This is a genomic window from Quadrisphaera sp. RL12-1S (genome assembly GCF_014270065.1).
Taxonomy (GTDB): Bacteria; Actinomycetota; Actinomycetes; order Actinomycetales; family Quadrisphaeraceae; genus Quadrisphaera.
This window is the reverse complement of the sequence record NZ_JACNME010000003.1, coordinates 322,207-342,409: the sequence shown is the minus strand read 5'-3', so window position 1 is coordinate 342,409 and position 20,203 is coordinate 322,207. Positions and strand designations below refer to the sequence as shown.

Below are 20,203 nucleotides of genomic sequence, written 5' to 3'. Positions count from 1 at the left end.
GATGCCGGGCGTGCAGTACGCCGAGAGCATCGTCGACCTGATCGGCGGCACGCCGCTGGTCAAGCTGAACCGCGTCACCGAGGGGATCGCCGCCACCGTGCTGGCGAAGGTCGAGTACCTCAACCCCGGTGGCTCCGTGAAGGACCGCATCGCCGAGCGGATGATCGAGGAGGCGGAGCGCTCCGGCGCGCTGCGGCCCGGTGGCACGATCGTCGAGCCGACCAGCGGCAACACCGGGGTGGGCCTGGCCCTGGTCGCCCAGCGCAAGGGCTACCGCTGCATCTTCGTCTGCCCCGACAAGGTGGGCGTGGAGAAGCGCGACGTGCTGCGCGCCTACGGCGCCGAGGTGGTCGTCACGCCGACCGCCGTGGCCCCCGACAGCCCCGAGAGCTACTACTCCGTCTCGGACCGCATCGCCGCGGAGACCCCGGGCGGGTGGAAGCCCGACCAGTACTCCAACCCCGCGGGCCCGGCCAGCCACTACGCCTCCACCGGCCCGGAGATCTGGAAGGACACCGACGGCCGCCTGACCCACTTCGTGGCGGGCGTCGGCACCGGCGGCACCATCACCGGCACCGGCCGCTACCTCAAGGACGCCAGCCGCGACCGCCTCGGCGAGGACGGCACCGCCCGTCCCGTGCGCGTGGTCGGCGTCGACCCCGAGGGCTCGGTCTACTCCGGGGGCACCGGACGCCCCTACCTCGTCGAGGGCGTCGGGGAGGACATCTGGCCCCCCGCCTACGACCCGTCCGTGCCCGACGAGGTGGTCGCCGTCTCCGACGCCGAGGCGTTCGCCATGACGCGCCGCCTCGCCCGCGAGGAGGGGCTGCTCGTCGGCGGCTCGTGCGGCATGGCCGTGGTGGGCGCGCTGCGCATCGCGAAGGACCTGCCGGCTGACGCCGTCGTCGTCGTCCTGCTGCCCGACTCGGGCCGCGGCTACCTCGGCAAGATCTACAACGACGCGTGGATGCGCTCCTACGGCTTCGACGTCGATGCGCCCGGCACCGCCGCCGTCGGGGGAGCGACGGCGGGTGACGTGCTGCGCGGCAAGTCCGGGCGGCTGCCCGACCTCGTGCACACCCACCCCACCGAGACCGTGCACGACGCCATCGAGATCCTCCGCGAGTACCAGGTCTCCCAGATGCCGGTCGTCGGCGCGGAGCCGCCGGTCATGGCCGGTGAGGTGGCCGGCTCGGTCACCGAGGAGGGCCTGCTGGAGGCGGTGTTCTCCGGGGCGGCCTCGCTGTCCGACGCGGTGAGCAAGCACATGGTCGAGCCGCTGCCGCTGGTCGGCGCGGGGGAGCCCATCACCGACCTGCGCGAGACCCTGCGCCTGCACCGCGCCGTGCTCGTGGCCGTGGACGGCAAGCCCGCCGGCGTGGTCACCCGCGCCGACCTGCTCGCCTTCCTCGCCAGCCGCCGCTGACGCCCGTCGGCGTGCGCCGGCTCAGCGCCGGCGCACGCCGAACAGGCTCCGGGTGATCTCCCGGCCCAGGCTCGACGCCGCTGACCGCGCGAAGCTGCGGAACGCCGACGACCCGAGCACCTGCTCCACCACCGAGCGCTCCTGCGGTCCGGCCTCCCGCCGCGCCGGTGCTGGCTCCCGGGCCGGCTCCGGGGACGACGACGGCGAGGGCGCCGGCTGCCCGGCCCCGCGCGGCGGCGCCGCGGTCTTGCGCGTCAGGCGCTCGTAGGCGGAGTCCCTGTCGATCGGCGTGCCGTACTCCGCCTGCAGCGATGAGGCGGCCACGATCCGCTGCTGCTCGGCCTCCGGCGCCGGCGCCATGAGCGACTGCGGGGCGCGCAGCCGGGTCCACGCCACGGGCGTGGGCACGCCGTTCTCCGACAGCACCGTCACGACGGCCTCGCCGGTGCCGACGCTGGTCAGCAGCGTCTCGGTGTCGTACTGGTCGCTCTTCGGGTAGGTCGAGGCGGTGGCGCGCAGCGCCTTGGCGTCGTCGGGGGTGAAGGCTCGCAGCGCGTGCTGCACGCGAGACCCGAGCTGGGCCAGCACCTCCTTGGGCAGGTCGGTGGGGCTCTGCGTCACGAACACCACCCCGACGCCCTTGGAGCGCACCAGCCGCACCGTCTGCGCCACCTGCGCCACGAAGTCCTTGCTGGCGCCGGTGAAGAGCAGGTGCGCCTCGTCGAAGAAGAACACGAGCTTCGGCTTGTCGAGGTCGCCGACCTCGGGCAGCTCCTCGAAGAGCTCGGCGAGCAGCCACAGCAGGAAGGTGCTGAACAGCGCCGGGCGGCCCTGCACCGCGGGCAGCTCCAGGCACGAGACCACGCCCCGCTCGCCGGCGCTGCCGTCGGCGGCGGGCGCGGTGCGCAGGAGGTCGTGGACGTCGAGCTCCGGCTCGCCGAAGAAGGCGTCGGCGCCGCCGTCGGCGAAGGCGAGCAGCTCGCGCAGCAGCACCCCGGCGGTCTGCTTGCTCAGACCGCCCAGGCCCTCGAGGTCGGCCTTGCCCTCGGGGGAGACCAGGTGGGTGATGACGGCGCGCAGGTCCGCCAGGTCGAGCAGCGGCAGCCCGGCCTTGTCCGCCCAGTGGAAGACCAGCGCCAAGGAGGAGGCCTGGACGTCGGACAGGTCCAGCACGCGCGCCAGCAGCGCCGGCCCGAAGCTCGTGATGGTGGCGCGCACGGGCACGCCGGTGCCGATCCCGCCGAGCGCGAGCAGCTCGGTGGGGCAGCCCGAGGGCGCCCACTGCTGGCCGACGTCGGCGGCGCGCGAGGTCACCCGGTCGGACGCCTGGCCGGGCAGCGCGATGCCTGACAGGTCCCCCTTGACGTCGGTGAGGAACGTCGGCACGCCGTGGGCGCTGAGCTGCTCGGCGACCAGCTGCAGCGTCTTGGTCTTGCCCGTGCCGGTGGCGCCGGCCACGAGGCCGTGCCGGTTGAGCACGGACAGCGGCAGCTGCACGGGCGCGTCGGGGTGGGCGGTGCCGTCCACGACGAGCGCGCCGAGCTGCACGGCCGGGCCGGTGGTGGCGTAGGCGTCGCGGACCGCGGCGACGAAGGCGTCGGCAGAGGAGGTCACGGCGCGGACGCTAACGCCGTCGTCGTCCTCGTGCCACCGCCGTCCGAGGGGCCAGGGGCTGCTGTCGGTGCTGCTGTCGGGGCTGCTGTCGGTGCTGGTCAGACGAGGTGGCGACGGGGAGCGGCGGGGGAGCGGCCGGCGCTGGCGCCGGTGGCCTCCACCAGCAACTGCACCGCGCGCTCGAGGTCCGCCGCGGGGGCGGTGAAGGGCAGCCGCAGCCGGTCGTCGAAGGCGTGCCCGGCGCCGAAGCGGGACCCGGTGGCCAGCCGCAGGCCCAGCTGCTCGGCGGTGTCGACCAGCACCGAGGAGGAGACCTCCGGGGGCAGGTGGCACCACAGCGACTGCCCGCCCGGCGGCACCGGCACCTCCCAGTCGGGCAGGTGGGTGCGCAGCGCTGCGACCAGCGCGTCGCGCTGCGCGCGCAGCTGCACGCGGCGGCGGGCGGCGATGCCGTCGTAGGAGTCCAGCAGCGCGCACGCGGCCAGCTGGTCCACCAGCGAGAACGACCCGTGGTCGCGGGAGGCGGCCGCGGCGGCGCGGGCGATGACGTCGGGCTCGGCGCGCAGCCACCCGGTGCGCACGCCGGCCCACACCGCCTTGCTGATGGACCCGGCGCTCAGCACGGTGCCGGGCCGGCCGTGGGCGGCCAGCGGGGCGAGCGGCTCCTGGCCGTCGAGGGCGAGGTCCGCCAGGGCCTCGTCCGCGACCACGGTGACCTCCTGCTGCTGCATGGAGACGAGCAGCGAGCGGCGGTCGCCCTCGGTGAGCGTGGCGCCAGTGGGGTTGGAGAAGTCGGGGACGACGTACAGCGCGCGCGCCGAGGTCTGGCGCGCCGCGCGGTGCGCCGCGGTGACGAAGCCGGGGCCGGACGCGAGGTCGCGGGGGACCGGCACGAGCCGCGCCCGCAGCTCGCGGGCGACGTCGAGGGCGTTGGGCCAGACCGGGTGCTCCACCACGAGGCGGTCCCCGGCTCCGAGCACGGTGCGCAGCGCCGAGCTGACGGCGCCCCCGGCGCCGCAGGTGACGAGCACCTGCTCGGGGGTGGTCGGCAGGCCGCGGGCGGTGTAGCGGGCGGCGATGCGGGCGCGCAGGTCGCCCAGCCCCAGCGGGGCGTACCCGTGGCCGCCGAGGTGGCGGGGCAGCTCGGCCAGCGCCTGGGCGTAGGCGTCGGCGACCTCGGGCGGGCCGGGGGGAGCGGCGTAGGAGAGGTCGAGCACCCCCTCGCGCGCGCTGCCCGGCACCCACGCGGCGACGACGCCGCTCGTGGCGGGCAGCTGCGTCCAGGTGCCGGAGCCCTGCAGCGCGTCGGCCCAGCCGGCCTCGCGCAGCCTGCCGTAGGCGGCCGAGACGGTGACGCGGCTGACGCCCAGTGCGTGGGCGAGCTCGCGCTCAGCGGGCAGGCGCACGCCCACCCCGAGGCGCCCGTCGCTCACGAGGCCCTGGATGCCGCTCGCGAGGCTGGTGTAGAGGGGCGGGTGGAGGGTGCCGGGTCCGATGAGCTCGGCGAGGCGGGCGGCGGACGTGGCCGAGGTGCCCGCCCCCACGGTGCTGAGGGGCCCGGTGGTCATCGACACCAGGCCACCTTGCCACGATTGGTCTGGTCTCGGAAGGGGCTCCGGATGTCCCAGGTCACTCTCGTCAGTCGGCCGTGTCCCCGAACGGCGCAGTCCAGGCCACTGATTCTCGATTGGCCTGGTGCATTCGTGCCAATCACGGTCGACGATGGATCCATGACGGTCTTCCTGCTCCTCCTGGCCCTGTCCCTCGTCTCGCTCGGCGCCCTGTACGCGCTCGCCCGCGTCATCGACGGGGACGGCTACGCCCACCGCCCGGCTCCCCGCAGCCACGACGGCTGGGGCGTCGTGCTGCCCTCCGTCCCGCCGGCCGCGGTCAACCGCTGAGCCAGCGCGGCGGCCCCCGGGCCGCCGACGCGCTCCGAAGGCCCTGCACCCGCTGAGGTGCAGGGCCTTCGTCGTCTCCCGCCGCCCGCGGTCGTCGCACGTGCCGCGCAGACGGCGAGACCGGACCTCTCAGGGGCGGCGGTCCGCGACGAGGACGGCGTCCACCTGGACCCGTCGCTCGTCGTCGTCCCAGACCACCGGGCGCTCCACCTCCGCCGCGAGGCGGACCCGCATCCCGGCGTCCCGCGCCCGCTCGCGCAGGGCGGCGACGTCGTGGAGGAGCCTGGCGTCGCGCGGCCCCCCGACACCGCGGGAGGCGTTGGCCAGGGCGTGCCCGACGACGACGACGCGACCACCCGGAGCCAGCCACTGCGCCGCGCGCTCCACCAGCCGAGGTAAGGCGACGAGGGCCACCACCACCAGCGCCACCGGCGCCTCCGGCTGCCAGCCGCGGGCGTCTGCGACCACCCAGCGGCACCGCTGGTCCACGGCCTGCTCCTGCGCTGCGCGCTGCGCGACCTCCAGGCCGCCGGGGGAGGAGTCGACGCCCGTCACCTCCCAGCCGCGGTGCGCGAGCCAGCGCGCGTGGCGCCCGGTGCCACAGGCCAGGTCGACGGCGCCGCCGGGAGCGGGCTGCAGCGGGACGCAGGCGGCGCGGACGGACGGGTCGACGTCGTCGTGGACGGGGCGGTCGCGGTGCTTGGCGTCCCACCAGGCGACGTCGTGTCCGGGCTGGTCCCCGGGCTGGTCAGTGCTCATGGCTCAGGGTGGCCCTGGTCCGGTCGGACCGGACCAGGGCCACCCTGAGCCAGAAGAGCGGAGCGGTCAGGCGCCGACGACGCCCACCGGGCAGGACACGCCCGTGCCGCCCAGGCCGCAGTAGCCGTTCGGCACCTTGTGCAGGTACTGCTGGTGGTAGTCCTCGGCGAGGTAGTAGGGGCCGGCGTCCGCCGCGGACCGCAGCTCCGTGGCCACCGGGCCGTACCCGGCCTCGCGCAGCTTCGGCTCGAACGCGGCCTTGGTGCGCTCCACCGCCTCGCGCTGCTCCTCGGTGGTCCAGTAGACCGCCGAGCGGTACGTGGTGCCGACGTCGTTGCCCTGGCGGTTCACCTGGGACGGGTCGTGCGACTCCCAGAACACCTTGAGCAGCGCCTCCGCTGAGGTCAGCGACGGGTCGTAGGCCACCATCACGGCCTCGGTGTGGCCGGTGCGCCCCGTGACGGTCTCCTCGTACCAGGGGTTGGGCGTGAAGCCGCCCGTGTAGCCGACCGACGTGGTCACGACGCCCGGCTGGCGCCAGAACGTGCGCTCGGCGCCCCAGAAGCAGCCCATCGCCACGTAGAGCACCTGGGTGCCCTCGGGCCACGGGCCCTCCAGCGGCGTGCCGAGCACCGCGTGGTGGGTCGGGACGGGGTACGGGCGGACGTCGCGGCCGGGCAGCGCCTCCTCGCGGGTCACCATGCGGGACTTCAGCGAGCTGCCGAACAGGGCCATGCGCGGTTCCTCCAGACGTTCGGGTACTGCTCTCCTCAACGCCGCGTCGCGCGCGATCCATCCCGCTGCGGCCGGCGCCGAGGACGACGACGGCGCAGGGGCCGTAGCCTCGGGCGCGTGAGCGAGCAGCACGACTGGTCCGGCAGCGGTTTCTCCACGCGCGCGATCCACGCGGGCTCCGAGCCCGACCCGCGCACCGGCGCGGTCATCCCGTCGATCAGCGTGTCCACCACCTACAAGCAGGACGGCGTCGGCGGGCTGCGCTCGGGCTACGAGTACTCCCGCTCCGCCAGCCCCACCCGCGACGCCCTCCAGGAGTGCCTGGCCTCGCTGGAGGGCGGTCGCTCCGCGTACGCGTTCGCCTCCGGCCTGGCCGCCGAGGACACGCTGCTGCGCTCGGTGCTGACCCCGGGCGACCACGTCGTGGTCCCCGACGACGCCTACGGCGGCACCTACCGCCTCATCGCCCGCGTGCTGGGCCGCTGGGGGGTGGAGCACACCCCCGCCGACATCTCCGACGCCGACGCCGTGGCCGCCGCCGTGCAGCCCGGCCGCACCAAGCTCGTCTGGGCCGAGACGCCCACCAACCCGCTGCTGACGGTCGGCGACATCGGCGCGCTCGCGGCCGTCGCGCACGAGGCCGGGGCGCTGCTCGCCGTCGACAACACCTTCGCCACCCCCTACCTGCAGCAGCCGCTGTCCCTCGGCGCGGACGTCGTCGTCCACTCGACCACCAAGTACTGCGGCGGCCACTCCGACGTGGTCGGCGGCGCGCTGGTGGTCGGCCAGGGCGACCACCTCGAGGCCGTGGCCGAGGCCGTCGGCTTCCACCAGAACGCCATGGGCGCCGTCGCCGGTCCGTTCGACGCGTGGCTGGTGCTGCGCGGGCTCAAGACCCTGGCCGTGCGGATGGAGCGCCACTGCGACTCCGCCGAGGCCGTCGCGGCGTGGCTGTCCGAGCACCCCGGCGTCACCACGGTGCTGCACCCCGGCTTGGCCGGACACCCCGGCCACGACGTCGCCGCGAAGCAGATGCGCCGCGGCGGCGGCATGGTGAGCTTCCGCGTGGGCTCGCGCGAGAAGGCGCTGCGGGTGTGCGAGCGCGCGCAGGTCTTCACCCTCGCCGAGTCCCTCGGCGGCGTGGAGTCCCTCATCGAGCACCCGGCCGCCATGACGCACGCGTCGGTGGCGGGCTCGGCGCTGGAGGTCCCGGACGACCTGGTTCGCCTGTCCGTGGGACTCGAGGACCTCGACGACCTGATCGGGGACCTCGACCGCGCACTCGGCTGACGGCCCCGCCACACTGGCGGGCGTGCCTCCCACCCAGAGCCGACTGACCCGCACGCCGCGCCCGCACCGGGAGGCGGCCGACGCCGTCCCGTTCCCGGTGCGCGTGGCCGGGGCGTGGGCGTGGCGCATCGTCGTCGTCGCCGCGGTCCTCTACGGGCTCGGGCAGGTGCTGGCGTACTTCTCCGAGCTCACCACGGCGCTGTTCGTGGCGCTGCTGCTCGTGGCGCTGCTCGTGCCGTTCGTCGACTTCCTCGACCGGCACGGGTGGCCCCGCGTCGTCGCGACCCTCGTGAGCCTGCTGCTGGGCATCGCCCTCATCGTCGGGCTCTTCACGCTGGTGGTCACCCAGATCGCCTCCGGCTTCGACGACCTCGCCGCGTCCGCGTCCCAGGGCATCACCCAGCTGCAGACGTGGCTGTCCAACGGCCCTCTGGGCCTGTCGAGCGGCCAGATCAACGACTACATCACCCAGGCCCGCTCGGCGCTGCAGCAGAACAGCCAGTCGCTGGTCAACGGCGCCGTGGCGGTGGGCGGCACGGCGGCCACGGTGCTCACCGGGTCCTTCCTCGTGCTCTTCTTCACGATCTTCCTCACCTGGGACGGCCGCCGCGTCTGGTCCTGGCTGGTGCGGCTGCTGCCGGCCCCCGCCGAGGCGCCGTTCGACGCCGCCATGCACCGCGGCTGGGTCACGCTGACCTCCTACGTGCGGGCCACGATCATCGTGGCGGCCGTCGACGCCGTCGGGATCGGCCTGGGGGCGTTCATCCTGGGCATCCCGCTGGCGGTGCCGCTGGCCGTGCTCGTCTTCCTCGGCGCGTTCGTGCCGATCGTCGGCGCCGTGGTCACGGGCGCCGTCGCGGTGCTCGTGGGCCTGGTGGCCGTCGGTCCCGTCAAGGCGCTGCTGATGCTCGGCGTGGTGCTGCTCGTGCAGCAGCTCGAGAGCCACGTGCTGCAGCCGTTCCTGCTGGGCAAGGCCGTCTCGGTGCACCCGCTGGCCGTCTTCGTGGCCATCGCCGCCGGCGCCACCCTCGCCGGCATCCCCGGCGTGCTCTTCGCCGTCCCGATCATCGCCGTGGCCAACACGGTGGTCGTCTACCTGGTGAGGGGCGACGCGGCGCTGCCGAAGGGCCTCGTCCAGCACTTCCACGACGACGACGAGGGCGAGGGCGAGGAAGCCACGTCCGACGCGGAGCGCCGTGACGCGGACGAGGTCGCCGCCCGCCAGGCCCGCGAGGAGGGCGAGCCGCCCGCTCCCGGGCGGCTGGACGCGCGCGCCGGGGACGACGGCGCTCGGTGACCGGGTGACGCTCGTGCCGCCGGTGGGGCCGCAGGACGTGCTGGCGGCGCGCCCGCTGCTCGAGGGGGTGGTCCGGCGCACCCCGGTGGTGCGCAGCCGGGCCCTCAGCGACCTCGTGGGCGGGCCGGTCCACCTCAAGTGCGAGAACCTCCAGCGCGGCGGGTCGTTCAAGGTCCGCGGCGCCTACGTCCGCGCGGCGCGCCTGTCCGACGCCGAGCTCCGGCGGGGCCTGGTGGCCGCCAGCGCCGGCAACCACGCGCAGGGCGTGGCGATCGCCGCCCGCGCGCTGGGCGCCCCCGCCACCGTGTTCATGCCGGTCGGGGCGTCGTTGCCCAAGCTCGAGGCGACGGGCCGCTACGGCGCCCGCGTGGAGCTGGCCGGGACCACCGTGGACGAGGCCCTGGTGGCCGCGCGCGAGCACGTCGAGCGCACCGGGGCGGTGCTCGTGCACCCCTTCGACCACCCCGACGTGGTGGCCGGGCAGGGGACGGTGGGCCTGGAGCTGGCCGAGCAGGTGGCTGGCCTGCGCACGGTGCTGGTGTGCCTGGGCGGCGGCGGGCTGCTCGCCGGGGTGGCCGCCGCGCTCTCGGGCGTCGCGCCCGGGGTCCGCGTGGTGGGGGTGCAGGCGGCGCAGGCCGCGGCGTGGCCGGGCTCGCTGGCGGCCGGGCACCCGGTGCCGCTGGCGCGGATGTCCACCATGGCCGACGGCATCGCCGTCGCCCGTCCCGGCGACGTGCCCTTCGGGGTGGTGCAGGCGCTGCTCTCGCCGTCCGACGTCGTCACCGTCACCGAGGAGGACGTCTCCCGCGCGCTCCTGCTCATGCTCGAGCGGGCCAAGCTGGTGGTGGAGCCCGGGGGCGCGGTGGGGGTGGCCGCGCTGCTCGCCGACCCCACCGCCTTCGAGCCGCCCGTGGGCGTGGTGGTCTCCGGGGGCAACGTCGACCCGCTGCTCCTCATGCGCGTCATCCGCCACGGCATGGCCGCCGCGGGGCGCTTCCTCACCCTGACCGTGCGCCGCGTGCCCGACCGGCCGGGGGCGCTCGCGGCGCTGCTCGCGCTCGTGGCGGAGGTCGGGGCCGACGTCAGCGACGTGGGCCACGGGCGGACCTCCGAGCGCGCCGCGGTGGACGAGGTCGAGGTGGACCTGCGCCTGCAGACGCAGGGCCCCGCGCACGCCGAGGGGGTGGTGGCGGCGCTGCGCCGCGCCGGCTACGAGGTGCACGTCGGCTGAACGGGCGCGTCCGGGGCGCCGGGTGTCGGTGGACGCCCCTAGCGTGCTGCTCGTGACGGGGACGCGGACGTGACGGGCGGCGGCCAGGGGCTCGCGGTGCGGGCCAGGGGCCTGGTGAAGACCTACGGGAAGCCGGGGCGGGGCGGCGGGGTGACGCGCGCCCTCGACGGCGTCGACCTGGACGTGCCCGAGGGCACCGTGCTGGGCCTGCTCGGGCCCAACGGCGCCGGCAAGACCACCACGGTGCGGATCCTCACCACGCTCCTCGCGCCCGACGCCGGCGAGGCGCACGTGGCGGGGGTGGACGTGCTGCGAGACCCCCAGGAGGTCCGGCGCAGGATCGGCGTCTCGGGGCAGTACGCCGCGGTGGACGAGTACCTCACCGGCTTCGAGAACCTGCGGATGGTCGGCAAGCTCTACCACCAGGGGGGCCGGCGAGCGGCGGAGCGCGCCCGCGAGCTCCTGGAGCTGTTCAGCCTCACAGACGCGGCGGACCGCCCGGTGAAGGGCTACTCCGGCGGGATGCGGCGCCGGCTCGACCTGGCCGGCGCGCTGGTCAACCACCCGCCGGTGCTGTTCCTGGACGAGCCCACCACCGGGCTCGACCCGCGCAGCCGCGCCGACATGTGGGAGCTGCTGCAGGGCATGGTCCGCGGCGGCACCACGGTGGTGCTGACCACCCAGTACCTCGAGGAGGCCGACCTGCTCGCGGACGACATCGTGGTCATCGACCACGGGCGCGCCATCGCCCGCGGCACCTCCGACCAGCTCAAGGCCCAGGTCGGAGGGGAGCGGGTGGAGCTCGTCGTCGACGACGCCGCCCACCTCGAGACCGTCCGCTCCCTGCTGGCCGCCGTGGCCGTGGGAGAGGTGGAGGTCGAGCAGCACACGCGGCGGCTCACCGCGCCCGTCGAGGGCGGCGCGGCGGTGCTCGTCCGGCTGCTGGCGCAGCTGGAGGAGCGCGGCGTGCACCTGTCCGACGCCGGCACCCGCCGCCCGACCATGGACGACGTGTTCCTGACCCTCACCGGCAAGCGCACCGACGAGGCCGCCGGGGCCGACGAGCAGAAGGTGGAGGTGCGGTCGTGAGCGCACTCGGGTCGGCCATCAGCGACGGGGCGACCATCGCCCAGCGCAACCTCATCAAGGTGCGCCGCGTGCCGGACCTCCTGGTCGGCACGCTCATCTCGCCGATCATGTTCATCCTGCTGTTCGTCTTCGTCTTCGGCAGCGCCATCCCGGTGCCCGCGGGGACCAGCTACGCGGAGTTCCTCGTGCCGGGCATCTTCGCCCAGACCGTGATCTTCGGAGCCACGGTGACCGGCAGCGGCCTGGCCGACGACATGCAGAAGGGCATCATCGACAGGTTCCGGTCGCTGCCCATCGCGCCGTCGGCGGTGCTCGTGGGCCGCACCAGCTCCGACGTGGTCACCAACGTGCTCGTCATCCTCATCATGACGGCGACCGGCCTGGCGGTCGGCTGGCGCATCACCACCTCGCCGCTGGAGGCGCTGGCGGGCTTCGCCCTCCTGCTCCTGTTCGCGTACGCCTGCTCGTGGGTCATGGCGCTGGTCGGGCTCGTGGTGCGCAGCCCCGAGGTGTTCAACAACGTCAGCTTCATCGTGATCTTCCCGATCACGTTCATCGCCAACACCTTCGTGCCCACGAACAACTTCCCGGCGGTGCTGCGCGTCATCGCGGACTGGAACCCCGTGTCGGCGGTGACGCAGGCCAGCCGCGACCTGTTCGGCAACCCGTCGCTGAGCGGTGGCTCCGGTGCGTGGCCGCTGCAGCACGCGGCCCTCTACACGCTGATCTGGTCGGTGGTGCTCGTGGCGGTGTTCCTGCCGCTGGCCACGCGGCAGTTCAAGCGGTCTGCCGCTCGCTGACCACGTCGTCCACGCCAGAGGCGCCCCACCCCGGAGCGGGGTGGGGCGCCTCTGGGGTGCGGCGGGGGCGTCAGCCGGCGTAGGCCTCGACGTCGTCCACGACCACGGAGAGCTCCTTGCCGTTCGGCGCGGTGTAGCTGGCCGAGTCGCCCTTCTTCTTGCCCAGCACCGCCGAGCCGATGGGCGACTTCTCGCTGTACACGTCGAGGTCGGTGGTGCCCACGGCCTCGCGGCTGCCGAGCAGGAAGCGCATCTTCATGCTGCCGTTCACGGTGGCGGAGACCACGGTGCCCGGGGCGACCACGCCGTCCGCGGCGGCAGGGGCCTGGCCGACCTGCGCCTCGCGCAGCAGCTGCTCGAGCTGGCGGATGCGGGCCTCCATCTTCCCCTGCTCGTCCTTGGCGGCGTGGTAGCCGCCGTTCTCCTTGAGGTCGCCCTCCTGGCGGGCGGCGTCGATGCGCTGGGTGATCTCGGTCCGGCCCGGGCCGGTCAGGTGGGCGTGCTCGGCCTGGAGGCGGTCGTAGGCCTCCTGCGTCAGCCAGGTGGTGGCGGGCGTGGTGTCGGTCACCGGTCCTCCTCGGTCGGTCTCAGGGCTGTGCTCCACCACCAGGACGGCGATGGCCGGGCGCGTCGGCCGGCGTCGGCCGGCGTCGGCTCTGCGTCGGCGGGGAGCAGAAACGGCGAGGTTACCAGCGGTGAGCGCGCGGCCTCGCGCGCCAGCCCGCGTGCTCAGGCGGGGACGCAGTCGTCGACGACGCCCGTGACGGCCCTCTGCTGCGTCTTCACGGTGACCGTGTGGACGCTCGCCGCGCCGTCGGCGGCGCCGACGGGGACCTCCTGCAGGCCGACCACGGCGGCGGTGGAGCTGAGCGCCTGCACCCGGCACACGACCGACGCGTCCGCCGGCTTGGCGACGCTGAAGACGACGACGGTGGTGGCGTCGTCCACCACCTGGTAGCTCTGCTCGGACGCCTGGACGTGCGAGGAGGCGCTGCCCAGGCCGGCCCACACCGCCCACGCGGCCAGCGCGAGGCCCAGCACCACCGAGACCACCAGCCGCAGCCGCCGTCGCAGCGGGCCGCGCGTCCCGTACCGGCCGGCGGGCCGGGTGGGCGCGGACTGCGGGGCGCTGGTCACGGTCGGGTGCTCCTGCGAGGACGAGGGAGGCGGGTGCGGCGGGTGCCGGGGACGGGCGTGCGAGATGATTGTCCCCCACCCACCCGCCCGGAGGTCACCTCCTGTGAGCAGTCCCCTGCCCCGCCACGCCGAGCCGCTGCGGCTCATGGCCGTCCACGCCCACCCCGACGACGAGTCGAGCAAGGGCGCCGCCACCTGCGCCCGCTACGTCAGCGAGGGCGTCGAGGTGCTGGTGGTCAGCTGCACCGGCGGTGAGCGCGGCTCGATCCTCAACCCGCAGCTCGCCGACGACCCGCGCGTCCTGCGCGACATCTCCCAGGTCCGCCGCGAGGAGATGGCCGCGGCCGCCGCCGCCCTCGGCGTGCAGCACGAGTGGCTGGGCTTCGTCGACTCGGGCCTGCCCGAGGGCGACCCGCTGCCGCCGCTGCCGGACGGCTGCTTCGCCCTGGAGCCCGTGCACGTGGCCGCCGAGGCCCTGGTCCGCCTGGTCCGCCGGTTCAAGCCGCACGTCATGACGACGTACGACGAGAACGGCGGCTACCCCCACCCCGACCACATCATGTGCCACAAGGTCTCGGTGGCGGCGTTCGACGCCGCGGGCGACCCCGGCGCCTACCCCGGCGAGGGCGAGCCCTGGGAGCCGCTGAAGCTCTACTACAACACCATGTCGCGCGGCCGGATCCTCGCCATCCACGAGCACCTCCTGCGCGAGCGCGGCGAGTCTCCGTACACGGAGTGGATGAAGCGGTGGGAGGAGCGCGAGGAGCGCCCGGTCACCACGCGCGTGCCGGTCGCGGACTTCTTCGCCCAGCGGGACGCCGCCCTGCTCGCCCACGCCACCCAGATCGACCCGGACGGCTTCTGGTTCGCCGCGGGCCGCGACCTCGAGGCCCGGCTGTGGCCGACGGAGGACTTCGAGCTGGCCCGCTCGCGCGTGGCCCTGCCCGCGCGCGTCGACGGCGACGTCGAGGACGACCTGTTCACGGGGGTCCGCGAGCACCTGGCAGCCGGCAGCGCCGCGTGAGCCCGCTCCTGGGCTCCCGGCTCACCGGGGACGTGCTCCTGGGCGGCCTGGGGCCCAACCCGGTCCCCGCGCCCACGGGGGGCCCGCGCCAGCTGGACCCGAACACGGTGACGCCCGGCGTCATCGGCTTCCTGGCCACCGCCGCGGTGGTGTTCGTCTCGATCCTGCTCATCATCAACCTCGTGCACCGCATGCGGCGGATCCGCCACCGCGCCGCGGTGGAGGAGGCCGCCGCCCGGGCCCGCGAGGAGCAGCTGCGCGACCGCTCCCTCGACGCTCCGGAGGGCGACGACGACGACGCGCGCCGCGGCGCGGGGCTGCCCCCGGGGCCCGACGTGGTCCCGGGTGAGTGGCTGGACGGGCCGCGCCGGCCCGGGGCAGACCCGCACGAACCGGGCACCTCGGGCTCCTCGCGCACCTAGAGTGACGACCCTGCCGGGCACCGCCCGGCGGGGTGAGCGGTGGTGAGCACGGAGGTGGCGTGGACGCACGGGCATGGCGCATCGCCGGAGGTGCTGCGGTGGCGCTGCTCGTGCTCGTCGCGCTGGTCGCCTGGCGGGCCGACGCGCTCAGCGGCGGCTGGCTGCTGGCGCTGCGGCTGACCGGCCTGATGGCCGTCGTGGGCCTCCTGGCGGCCGTGGTGCTGGCCAGCCTCGCGGCGCTGCGCCCCCCGGTGCCGCCGCAGGTGGTGGTGCGCGTCCCGGTGGCCGGGGCCCCCAGCACCTCCACCACGCCCGGGCGAGCGGCGCTCGTGCCGCTCACCGGCTTGGTGCTGCTGGCCGTGCTGTCGGCCGCCCCCGCCCTCGTGGTGCTGGTGCTGGCCCGCGGTGACGACGCCGCCGGCGCTGCCGGCGCGACCGCCGGCGGGACGGAGCCCACGGCCGCGGTGACGCCCAGCGACCCGCCGTCGTCGTCCTCCTCGTCGTCGTCTGCGTCGTCGTCACCGTCGTCGCCCTCGGCCTCCGCGTCGGGGCCTGCCTCCGAGCCCGCTCCCTCGGCGTCGTCGACGGGTGTGCCGCCGGCTTCGCCGGCGCAGCTGCCGAGCGAGCAGGCCTCCGGCGTCGTCTGCGAGCTGGTGGTGGCCCCGGGCGACTCCCTGTGGTCGCTCGCTGAGGCCCAGCTGGGGGAGGGGGCGAGCGCCGCCGCCGTCGACGCGCGCTGGCGCGCCCTGTACGCCCAGAACACCGCGGCGGTGGGCGCCGACCCCGACCTCGTGCGTCCCGGCCTGGTGCTGCGCAGCTGCTCGTGACCCCCCGGCTCCCCGGCGCCAGGGCCGGGAGATGACCGGATCCCGCCGTGCCGCGCTGCCCGCTGGCCCACGATGGGACGGTGACCAGGCCCGCCCGCACCGCCCCTCGCCCCCTCTCCCGCCGCCGCCGGCCGCTGGTGGCCGCCGCGATGGCCGGGGGAGCGCTGCTGGTCGGCGGCCTGCTGGCCGGGTGCAGCGGCGGCCAGGCGCCGCAGGGCGGTGCCACCGCGAGCGCCGCGGCGGCGCCAGCGGCGCCCTCCTCGTCGGGACCGGCGCCCAGCGGGTCGCCCACCAGCACCGTGGTCACCTCGATGACCACCTTCAGGTCGCCCACCGGCAACATCTCCTGCTACCTCTCCCCGGTGCAGGGGGCCGACCCGTACGCGCGCTGCGACCTGGTCACGCAGCAGTGGCCTGCCTCGGAGCCGCCGGGCGGTTGCGCGGGGACCTGGGGCGGGGGCGGCGGGAAGTTCGGCAGCGTGGGCGTCGGCGGCGGAGACGCGGCGCCCCTGTGCGTGGGCGACACCATCGCGGACAAGACGGCGCCCACCCTGGAGTGGGGCTCGTCGATCACGCTGGAGCCGCTGACGTGCAAGAGCGACAAGAACACCGGTATGACGTGCGAGAACGCCAAGACCCAGCACGGCTTCACCGTCAGCATCCAGAAGATGTCCCTGTACTGACGGCCCCGGGCAGCACGCAGGGTGAGCGCGCGTGCGGGGACCACCTAGGCTCGTCGCGGTCGGACAGGAGGCGGTCGTGGTCGCAGCGGAGCACGGGGTGCGCACCCGCGCGCGCCTCGGGGCGCAGCGCGCTCGGCAGTGGGTCGCGCCGCGCCTGAGGGCGCTGCGGGCCCCGGTCCGGGCGGTGCTCGAGCGGGGCTACGAGCGGCGGCTGGCCACGTCGGTGGACCCGGCGCGCGCCCCGCGTCACGTGGGCGTGATCCTCGACGGCAACCGCCGCTGGGCGAAGGCGTCCGGGTTCGAGACCCGCTCGGGGCACCAGGCCGGGGCGGACAAGGTGCTCGAGCTCACCGAGTGGTGCGAGCAGGCGGGCGTGCAGGTGGTCACGCTGTGGATGCTCTCCACCGACAACCTCACCCGGCCCCCGGCCGAGCTGGAGCCGCTGCTGGCGATCATCGAGGACACGGTGGAGCGGCTCGCCCGCGACGGACGCTGGCGCGTCCACCCCGTGGGCGCGCTCGACCTGCTGCCGGCCAGCACGCGCTGCACCGTGGAGGAGGCCGCGAAGGCCACCGCGAGCCACGCCGGGCTGCACGTCAACGTGGCCGTCGGCTACGGCGGTCGCCGCGAGATCGCCGACGCCGTCCGCTCCCTGCTGTCCGAGCACGCGGCGCGGGGCACGACCCTGGAGGAGCTGGTGGAGGTGCTCGACGTCGAGCACATCGCCGAGCACCTCTACACCGCGGGGCAGCCGGACCCGGACCTCGTCATCCGCACGTCGGGCGAGCAGCGGCTGTCGGGCTTCCTGCTGTGGCAGAGCGCGCACAGCGAGTACTACTTCTGCGAGGCCTACTGGCCGGACTTCCGCAGGGTCGACTTCCTGCGGGCGCTGCGCGCCTACGAGCAGCGCGAGCGCCGCTACGGCAGCTGAGGCTCGTCCGAGGCTCGTCCGAGGCGGTGCAGCACCCTCACCCGGGCGGGCGTTCCTCGCCGTCCTCCCGCGCGCTGTCGGCCCCGGGGGTTAGCGTCGGCTCCGTGAGCGACGCTTCGGCCGTCCAGCAGTCCGTCTCCTCGCCGGTGCCCTCGACGGCGCCGACCGTGCGGACCTTCGTGCTCGACACCTCCGTGCTGCTGGCCGATCCCAAGGCCCTGCTGCGCTTCGCGGAGCACGAGGTGGTGCTGCCGGTGGTGGTCATCACCGAGCTGGAGGGCAAGCGCCACCACAGCGAGCTGGGCTACTTCGCCCGCGCGGCCCTGCGCCTCCTGGACGACCTGCGCGTCGAGCACGGCCGGCTCGACGCGCCGGTGCCGGTCGGCGAGGCCGGCGGCACGCTGGTGGTGGAGCTCAACCACACCGACCCGGCGGGCCTGCCGGACGGCTTCCGCCTCGGGGACGCCGACACGCGCATCCTGTCCGTGGCCGCCAACCTGGCCGCCGAGGGCCGTCGCGTCACCGTGGTCAGCAAGGACCTCCCCATGCGCGTCAAGGCCTCCGCGGTGGGGCTGGACGCCGAGGAGTACGTGGCCTCCGGACCCGTCGACACCGGCTGGACCGGTGTGGTGGAGGTGGACGCCACCACCGAGCAGGTCCAGGAGCTGTACGACGGCGGCTCGCTCGACCTCGAGCCCGCGCGCGACCTGCCCTGCCACACCGGCCTCGTGCTGCTCTCGCCGCGCGGGTCCGCCCTGGGCCGGGTCGGCGCCGACAAGCAGGTGCACCTGGTCAAGGGCGACCGCGAGGTCTTCGGCGTCCACGGCCGCAGCGCCGAGCAGCGGATCGCCATCGACCTGCTGCTGGACCCGTCGGTGGGGATCGTGTCGCTGGGCGGCCGCGCCGGCACCGGCAAGTCGGCGCTGGCGCTGTGCGCCGGGCTGGAGGCCGTCATGGAGCGCCGCCAGCACCGCAAGGTCATGGTCTTCCGGCCGCTGTACGCCGTCGGGGGCCAGGAGCTGGGCTACCTGCCGGGCTCCGAGGCCGAGAAGATGAACCCCTGGGCCCAGGCCGTCTTCGACACCCTCGGGGCGCTGGTCAGCCCCGCCGTGGTGGAGGAGGTCATGGCGCGCGGGCTGCTCGAGGTGCTGCCCCTGACCCACATCCGCGGTCGCAGCCTCCACGACGCGTACGTCGTGGTGGACGAGGCGCAGTCCCTGGAGCGCAACGTGCTGCTGACGGTGCTGTCGCGCATCGGGCAGAACTCGCGCGTGGTGCTCACCCACGACGTCGCCCAGCGCGACAACCTCCGCGTGGGGCGCCACGACGGCGTCGCCGCGGTCATCGAGGCGCTCAAGGGCCACCCGCTGTTCGGCCACGTCACGCTGACCCGCTCCGAGCGGTCCCCGGTAGCGGCCCTCGTCACCGAGATGATGGACGTCCTGGAGGTGTGACGCACCCCTCACCCCGTCCTCACGGGGCGGGGTGAGCAGGTCACCCTGCGTCCCGGCCCCGGTCACCCGGACGGGCGAGGGTGGTTGAACCTGGACAGAACGGGCACCCGGATGGCACTGTCGGTCCACGACAGCGCTCCGGGTCTCCCGGGAGCCTGCCTGCCACCGCGCCGGCACCGGCCCCCTGACCCCGCGTCCTCGCACCAGGCCCGCTCTTCCCCCGGGTCCCAGCGGACCACCCGGGGCACTCCTGCGCGCCGCGTGCGAGGTGCGCCCCCCGGAAGGTCCTGAGTGCCCCAGCCCCGCCGTCGTCGTGCCCACCGAGCGCAGGAGGCCCGACGCCCGGCGTCCGTCCCGCTGCGCGTCACCGCGGGACTGGCCGCCGCGGGAGCCGTGGCGCTCACCGTGACCGGCGGTTCCCTGGTCGGGCCGGCCAAGGAGGAGGCGGCTGCCGCCGCCCACCGCGACCTCGTCGCGCAGCAGGTGGCGCAGGTGTGGCGCTCGGCGGGATCGGTCACCGGCGCGGCCGCGGGGGAGCCGGCGTCGGCGGCGGGGCAGCCGTCCTCCGACGTCGTCGCGCTGCAGGCCGAGCTGGTGAGCGAGCGCGGCGGGTCCGCCAGCCGCAGCGAGGACCGCCTCGCCGCCGCCCAGCCCGACGCGGCGCAGCCCCCGGCGGCCCAGCCCCAGCCCGCGGACCCCTCCGACCCGGTCGCGCAGGCGCAGCAGCGGGTGCAGGAGCTGGTGGTCCAGGCGGACGCCGACGACGCGGACGCCGCGCGCGCCGCCGCGGCCTCCCAGGTGTCGGCCGACCAGGCCCGAGAGGCGGTGGCCGCCGCGCAGGCCCAGCGCGCCGCCGAGGAGGCCGCCGCGCAGCTCGCCGCCGCCCAGGCCGACCCGCGGGCCGTGGCCGTCCCGATGGTCGCCCAGCACGGCTGGGGCGCCGAGCAGTTCTCCTGCCTGGACCGCCTCTGGACCAAGGAGTCCGGCTGGCGGTGGTCCGCCGACAACCCGACCTCCGACGCGTACGGCATCCCGCAGTCCCTGCCCGGGGACAAGATGGCCTCCCACGGCGCGGGCTGGCAGACCGACCCGCGCGTGCAGATCGCGTGGGGCCTGGACTACATCGCCAGCTCCTACGGGACGCCGTGCGGCGCCTGGGCGCACAGCCAGTCCTACGACTGGTACTGAGCCGCCACCCGGGCGGCCTGGCCCTCGAGCGGCCTCCGGAGGGTCCACCGCTGCCGTAGGTTGCAGCGGTGAGCGACGCCCGCACGACAGCCCCCTGCGCGCGCTGCGAGCACCAGCGCGACGCCCACGAGCACTACCGCCGCGGTGCGGACTGCGCCCTGTGCGACTGCGAGGCCTTCGTCGACCGGCGCGCCGGGGGGTACGCCCGCCAGTCCGGCAAGGTCGCGCGCGCACTGGACGGCGTGGTCCGGCTCTTGCGCCGATCGGGTCGTTGACGCGCTGAGGGGCTCCCGCGCCGGCCCTGCGGGTTCAGGTGATCTCCCGGTCTGCCGCAGTACCGGGGGAGGGCGGTCGTCACGACGCCGGTGATCGACCGGCGCGGCCTCCTCGAGGAC

The 20,203-nt window shown here is 75.4% G+C and carries 21 protein-coding genes; 15 read left to right on the top strand and 6 right to left on the bottom strand.

Annotated features, from left to right (window positions below):
* Nucleotides 1–10 precede the first annotated feature (10 nt).
* Entirely contained in the window at nt 11–1,426 is a 1,416-nt protein-coding gene (locus H7K62_RS07825) for a cystathionine beta-synthase (RefSeq protein WP_186717358.1), read from the top strand.
* A gap of 21 nt (nt 1,427–1,447) precedes the next feature.
* Here the strand turns inward: H7K62_RS07825 and H7K62_RS07820 are convergent, their stop codons facing one another.
* Together H7K62_RS07820 and yczR are read right to left on the bottom strand one after the other, a co-directional pair.
* Complete coding sequence (locus H7K62_RS07820) at nt 1,448–3,040, bottom strand: helicase HerA-like domain-containing protein (RefSeq protein ID WP_186717357.1); 1,593 nt, start codon at nt 3,038–3,040, stop codon at nt 1,448–1,450.
* A gap of 98 nt (nt 3,041–3,138) precedes the next feature.
* Complete coding sequence (gene yczR / locus H7K62_RS07815) at nt 3,139–4,608, bottom strand: MocR-like transcription factor YczR (RefSeq protein ID WP_186717356.1); 1,470 nt, start codon at nt 4,606–4,608, stop codon at nt 3,139–3,141.
* A gap of 162 nt (nt 4,609–4,770) precedes the next feature.
* Here yczR and H7K62_RS07810 point away from each other — a divergent pair, with 162 nt between their 5' ends.
* Nucleotides 4,771–4,941, top strand: coding sequence for a hypothetical protein (locus tag H7K62_RS07810; protein WP_186717355.1), 171 nt, complete (start codon nt 4,771–4,773; stop codon nt 4,939–4,941).
* A 129-nt stretch (nt 4,942–5,070) separates the two neighbouring features.
* On the opposite strand, the gene H7K62_RS07805 is transcribed toward H7K62_RS07810, so the two are convergent.
* Both H7K62_RS07805 and msrA read right to left on the bottom strand, forming a co-directional pair.
* Nucleotides 5,071–5,700, bottom strand: a complete 630-nt coding sequence (locus H7K62_RS07805; RefSeq protein ID WP_186717354.1) for a class I SAM-dependent methyltransferase — start codon at nt 5,698–5,700, stop codon at nt 5,071–5,073.
* Nucleotides 5,701–5,766: 66 nt separating this feature from the next.
* Complete coding sequence (gene msrA / locus H7K62_RS07800; RefSeq protein WP_222437232.1) at nt 5,767–6,435, bottom strand: peptide-methionine (S)-S-oxide reductase MsrA; 669 nt, start codon at nt 6,433–6,435, stop codon at nt 5,767–5,769.
* Nucleotides 6,436–6,552: 117 nt separating this feature from the next.
* Here msrA and H7K62_RS07795 point away from each other — a divergent pair, with 117 nt between their 5' ends.
* The 5 genes from H7K62_RS07795 to H7K62_RS07775 all read left to right on the top strand — a co-directional run bounded on the left by H7K62_RS07795 (nt 6,553) and on the right by H7K62_RS07775 (nt 12,142).
* Nucleotides 6,553–7,725 (top strand): cystathionine gamma-synthase, encoded by a 1,173-nt coding sequence (locus H7K62_RS07795; protein WP_186717353.1) that lies wholly within the window; start codon nt 6,553–6,555, stop codon nt 7,723–7,725.
* 22 nt (nt 7,726–7,747) lie between these two features.
* On the top strand, nt 7,748–9,022 hold the full coding sequence (locus tag H7K62_RS07790; RefSeq protein ID WP_186717352.1) for an AI-2E family transporter: 1,275 nt from the start codon (nt 7,748–7,750) through the stop codon (nt 9,020–9,022).
* A 4-nt stretch (nt 9,023–9,026) separates the two neighbouring features.
* Nucleotides 9,027–10,253, top strand: a complete 1,227-nt coding sequence (gene ilvA / locus H7K62_RS07785; protein WP_186717351.1) for a threonine ammonia-lyase — start codon at nt 9,027–9,029, stop codon at nt 10,251–10,253.
* 69 nt (nt 10,254–10,322) lie between these two features.
* A complete protein-coding gene (locus H7K62_RS07780; RefSeq protein WP_186717350.1) occupies nt 10,323–11,342 on the top strand; it encodes an ATP-binding cassette domain-containing protein in 1,020 nt (339 codons plus the stop codon).
* Nucleotides 11,339–12,142 (top strand): ABC transporter permease, encoded by an 804-nt coding sequence (locus H7K62_RS07775; RefSeq protein WP_186717349.1) that lies wholly within the window; start codon nt 11,339–11,341, stop codon nt 12,140–12,142. The genes H7K62_RS07780 and H7K62_RS07775 overlap by 4 nt, the downstream gene beginning before the upstream one ends.
* A 70-nt stretch (nt 12,143–12,212) precedes the next feature.
* On the opposite strand, the gene greA is transcribed toward H7K62_RS07775, so the two are convergent.
* Nucleotides 12,213–12,710, bottom strand: coding sequence for a transcription elongation factor GreA (greA, locus tag H7K62_RS07770; protein WP_186717348.1), 498 nt, complete (start codon nt 12,708–12,710; stop codon nt 12,213–12,215).
* Nucleotides 12,711–12,871: 161 nt separating this feature from the next.
* Entirely contained in the window at nt 12,872–13,279 is a 408-nt protein-coding gene (locus tag H7K62_RS07765; RefSeq protein ID WP_186717347.1) for a DUF4307 domain-containing protein, read from the bottom strand.
* 145 nt (nt 13,280–13,424) lie between these two features.
* Between H7K62_RS07765 and mca the strand changes: the two genes are divergently transcribed.
* The 8 genes from mca (at nt 13,425) to H7K62_RS07725 (ending at nt 20,083) form a co-directional block, all read left to right on the top strand.
* Complete coding sequence (gene mca, locus H7K62_RS07760) at nt 13,425–14,303, top strand: mycothiol conjugate amidase Mca (protein ID WP_186717544.1); 879 nt, start codon at nt 13,425–13,427, stop codon at nt 14,301–14,303.
* Nucleotides 14,300–14,725 carry a hypothetical protein gene (locus tag H7K62_RS07755; protein WP_186717346.1) on the top strand — a complete coding sequence of 142 codons (426 nt, stop codon included), beginning with the start codon at nt 14,300–14,302 and terminating at the stop codon, nt 14,723–14,725. Before mca ends, H7K62_RS07755 begins: the two co-directional genes overlap by 4 nt.
* Nucleotides 14,726–14,784: 59 nt before the next feature.
* Nucleotides 14,785–15,552, top strand: coding sequence for a LysM peptidoglycan-binding domain-containing protein (locus H7K62_RS07750; protein ID WP_186717345.1), 768 nt, complete (start codon nt 14,785–14,787; stop codon nt 15,550–15,552).
* An 80-nt stretch (nt 15,553–15,632) separates the two neighbouring features.
* Nucleotides 15,633–16,235 (top strand): hypothetical protein, encoded by a 603-nt coding sequence (locus H7K62_RS07745; protein WP_186717344.1) that lies wholly within the window; start codon nt 15,633–15,635, stop codon nt 16,233–16,235.
* Nucleotides 16,236–16,389: 154 nt separating this feature from the next.
* The gene (locus H7K62_RS07740; RefSeq protein WP_255479881.1) at nt 16,390–17,166 is read left to right on the top strand and encodes an isoprenyl transferase; all 777 of its coding nucleotides are present in this window, start codon (nt 16,390–16,392) and stop codon (nt 17,164–17,166) included.
* Between the two features lie 104 nt (nt 17,167–17,270).
* The gene (locus H7K62_RS07735; protein ID WP_370591664.1) at nt 17,271–18,620 is read left to right on the top strand and encodes a PhoH family protein; all 1,350 of its coding nucleotides are present in this window, start codon (nt 17,271–17,273) and stop codon (nt 18,618–18,620) included.
* A gap of 291 nt (nt 18,621–18,911) precedes the next feature.
* On the top strand, nt 18,912–19,808 hold the full coding sequence (locus H7K62_RS07730; protein ID WP_186717343.1) for an aggregation-promoting factor C-terminal-like domain-containing protein: 897 nt from the start codon (nt 18,912–18,914) through the stop codon (nt 19,806–19,808).
* 68 nt (nt 19,809–19,876) lie between these two features.
* Complete coding sequence (locus H7K62_RS07725) at nt 19,877–20,083, top strand: hypothetical protein (RefSeq protein ID WP_186717342.1); 207 nt, start codon at nt 19,877–19,879, stop codon at nt 20,081–20,083.
* Nucleotides 20,084–20,203: the final 120 nt, after the last annotated feature.

Excerpts from the sequence above, each read along its gene's own strand:
- yczR (WP_186717356.1), bottom strand. The coding sequence starts at position 4,608 with ATGACCACCGGGCCCCTCAGCACCGTGGGGGCGGGCACCTCGGCCACG.
- H7K62_RS07810 (WP_186717355.1), top strand. The coding sequence starts at position 4,771 with ATGACGGTCTTCCTGCTCCTCCTGGCCCTGTCCCTCGTCTCGCTCGGC.
- msrA (WP_222437232.1), bottom strand. The coding sequence starts at position 6,435 with ATGGCCCTGTTCGGCAGCTCGCTGAAGTCCCGCATGGTGACCCGCGAG.
- mca (WP_186717544.1), top strand. The coding sequence starts at position 13,425 with ATGGCCGTCCACGCCCACCCCGACGACGAGTCGAGCAAGGGCGCCGCC.
- H7K62_RS07805 (WP_186717354.1), bottom strand. The coding sequence starts at position 5,700 with ATGAGCACTGACCAGCCCGGGGACCAGCCCGGACACGACGTCGCCTGG.